This is a genomic window from Lactococcus sp. UBA7128, assembly GCF_002492185.1.
In the GTDB taxonomy this organism is placed as follows: Bacteria; Bacillota; Bacilli; order Lactobacillales; family Streptococcaceae; genus Lactococcus; species Lactococcus muris.
Genome location: NZ_DKXK01000024.1, coordinates 1 through 3,647 on the forward strand (window position 1 = coordinate 1; position 3,647 = coordinate 3,647).

1 protein-coding gene is annotated in these 3,647 nt (G+C 41.7%); it reads right to left on the bottom strand.

What is annotated here, in order from left to right; all coding sequences use genetic code 11:
- Positions 1 to 118: 118 nt before the first annotated feature.
- Complete coding sequence (carB, locus tag B4H39_RS03215; RefSeq protein ID WP_251423428.1) at positions 119 to 3,304, bottom strand: carbamoyl-phosphate synthase large subunit; 3,186 nt, start codon at positions 3,302 to 3,304, stop codon at positions 119 to 121.
- Positions 3,305 to 3,647: the final 343 nt, after the last annotated feature.

The following is a 3,647-nucleotide window of genomic DNA, read 5'->3' on the forward strand; positions in this document are numbered from 1 at the left end:
GCACTTAACTTGACAATTCAAGCTACAAAAAATGGCGGTAGATTTTCATCTACCACCACAGATTATACAGAACCAGAAAATGTCACATAAAAAAAGCAGCTCCAGTCTGCTTTTTTGTTTAAATGACATTCATTGTAAATGAGCGGCTCTCCATCACACGGAGGATAGCTTCTGCTGTATCTAAAGCTGTGAAGAGTGGAATACCACGACTGATTGCTTCTTGGCGAATCAAGAAACCGTCTGTCTCAGTTGTCGAGACACGTTTGCTGCCCATAGTATTGATGATAGCTTGAACACGTCCCTTACGAATGTCATCGATAACGGTGTCTTCAGTCGACTCCGTTACTTTACCAACTTCTCGAACATAGAGTCCTGCAGTTTTTAGATACTGTGCCGTTCCCGAAGTGGCGATTAAAGAATATCCGATATTGGCGAAACGTCTCGCCATCTCCAATGTTTCTGCTTTGTCTTCATCTGCGACCGTAAAGAGAATTGAACCGTGATCAGCCATGTGTAGTTTTGCAGCTTCAAAAGACTTATAAAGCGCCTTTTCTAAGGTTGTATCTGATCCCATCACTTCACCTGTGGATTTCATCTCTGGACCGAGAAGGCTGTCCACTTTTGCTAATTTGCTAAAGCTGAAGACAGGCGCTTTGATGTGGACAAGTTCTGACTCTGGGGCAAGACCCGATGTGTAACCAAGTTCCGCCAATGTTTTCCCTAAAATCATCTGTGTGGCAAGCTGTGCCATCGGAATTCCTGTAACTTTTGATAGGAAGGGAACCGTACGCGAAGCACGTGGATTCACCTCAATAACATATACTTGCTCTTCATGGATGACAAACTGAATATTCATCATCCCGATACAGTTCAAACCCTCTGCCAAGCGTTGAGTGTAATCCACGATTGTCTCAATAATCTCAGGACTAAAGGTTTGTGGTGGATAAACTGCCATCGAGTCTCCTGAGTGAACCCCTGCGCGTTCGATGTGTTCCATGATTCCTGGCAATAAAACATCTTTTCCATCACAAATAGCGTCAACTTCACACTCTTGTCCAGTCAAATAGCTGTCTACTAATACGGGATGCTCTGGCGAAGCCTTGACTGCACGGTTCATATAATTACGCAAATCGACTTCATTATCAATAATTTCCATGGCACGTCCACCTAAGACGAAGGAGGGACGGAGTAAGACAGGATAGCCTATCTTCGCGGCATTGGCAACCGCTTCTTCTTCATTCGTGGCTGTCGCACCTGGAGGTTGTGGGATATTTAGGTCTGACAAGGCCTTCTCAAAGGAATCACGGTCTTCCGCACGCTCCAAGTCAGCAACTTGTGTCCCTAAGATACGTACACCTGCTTTTTCTAAAGGTTCTGCAAGGTTGATTGCTGTCTGTCCACCAAACTGCACGATAACACCCTTAGGCTCTTCCAAGTCGATAATGTTCATAACATCTTCGAAAGTTAATGGTTCAAAGTAAAGTTTATCTGAAATTGAGAAATCAGTAGAAACCGTCTCAGGATTGCTGTTGACGATAATTGCTTCATAACCTAAAGCCTGAATCGCTTTGACAGAGTGAACAGTCGCATAGTCAAACTCCACCCCTTGACCGATACGTATCGGACCTGAACCTAAAACAAGGATCTTTTCCTTTTCAGATTTTACAGATTCGTTCTCCCATGCATAAGACGAGTAGAAATATGGCGTGCTACTTTCAAACTCAGCAGCACAAGTATCTACCATTTTGTAGACCGGAAGAATTTCTCCATCTTTGCGACGACGACGTACTTCTGACTCTGTCACATTCCAAAGACGGGCAATCTCTTTATCCGAAAAACCATTTTTCTTGGCTGTCTTCAAAATCTCTGGATCAAAAACATTCAGTTCTAACTCTTTTTCAATCTCAACGATATGAAGCAATTTATCCAAGAAGAAAATATCAATCTTACTTAAAGCCGCAATTTCTTCAATGGGAATCCCCCGGCGAATCGCTTCGGAAATATAGAAGAGACGGTCATCCTGTGCTTTAATAATTTTTTCGTACAAGAACTCTTCTGTAACTTCCTCTGCTTCTTCCAGACGATTGTGGCTCACACCTATTTCTAAAGAGCGTACAGCTTTGAGGAGACTTTCTTCGATGTTACGACCGATAGCCATAACTTCCCCTGTCGCTTTCATTTGCGTACCAAGGTTACGGTCGCCATGTTCAAATTTATCAAAAGGAAAGCGCGCAATTTTAGAAACTACGTAGTCAAGAGCTGGCTCAAACATAGCATAGGTTGTGTTTGTGACAGGATTGATGATTTCGTCTAGAGTCATTCCAACTGCAATTTTAGCGGACATCTTAGCGATAGGATAGCCTGTCGCCTTAGAAGCCAAGGCAGAAGAGCGTGAGACGCGTGGGTTTACTTCAATCACATAATATTTATAAGAATGTGGATCCAAAGCAAGCTGAACATTACAGCCCCCTTCGATTTTCAAAGCACGAATGATTTTTAATGAAGCATCACGAAGCATTTGGTATTCAACATCTGACAAGGTTTGACTTGGCGCAAACACAATCGAGTCTCCTGTATGTACACCTACGGGGTCAAAGTTTTCCATGTTGCAGACCACGATGGCATTATCTGCTGAGTCACGCATCACTTCATACTCTATTTCTTTATAGCCAGCTATTGATTTTTCGATCAAACATTGTGTCACTGGAGAAAGTTTTAAGCCATTGGCAACAACTTCACGAAGTTCTGCTTCGTTGTCACAAATACCGCCTCCAGTTCCTCCCATCGTAAAGGCAGGACGAACAATGATAGGGTATCCGATTTCTTTTGCTTGCACAACTGCTTCTTCAACACTTGTGGCAATTTCGGATTCACATAAAGGTTCGCCGATACTTTCGCAGAGCTCTTTAAATAATTCACGGTCCTCTGCTCGGTCGATGGCGGATAGTTTTGTGCCTAAAAGTTCAACCGAAAGTTCTTCCAAAATACCGCTTTCGGCTAATTCCATGGCCATATTTAAGCCTGTTTGCCCTCCTAAAGTTGGCAAGAGCGCATCTGGTCTTTCTTTACGAAGAATTTTACTGACAAACTCAAGCGTAATCGGCTCAATATAAACCTTATCCGCAATTTCACGATCAGTCATAATCGTTGCTGGATTAGAATTAACCAAAATAACTTGATAGCCTTCTTCTTTAAGCGCTAAGCAAGCTTGAGTACCAGCATAGTCAAATTCTGCGGCTTGTCCAATAACAATCGGTCCTGATCCGATAATCATAATTTTTTTAATATCCGTACGTTTTGGCATAATATCTCCATTTCTAAAATTCCAAGTAGCTGTGAGATAAACTTTGCTCCGCTCTCTGACAGGTATTTTCTTATTTCCCAAAAAGTTTGAGAAAAAAGCACCTGCCAGAAAAAACAGGTGCAAAGAAGATAGAGTACGCCCTCTTTTGAAAAGAGCTTAATATTCATGTCCACAACCTTGCTAGCCTCTCTGGACCAGTTTAAAAGTTTTATCCCTAGTAGAATAACATTTTCTTAGTAAACAGTCAAATGAAAGCTTTGAAAGTGAAAAATATTCTTACTTAACTTCATATAAAATAAGGAAGCAATATAAGCTCTATTATTAATAATTTTCACTAAATTAC

What these genes read in the sequence shown, in the direction of transcription:
- carB (WP_251423428.1), bottom strand. Translation starts at nt 3,304, where the DNA reads ATGCCAAAACGTACGGATATTAAAAAAATTATGATTATCGGATCAGGA.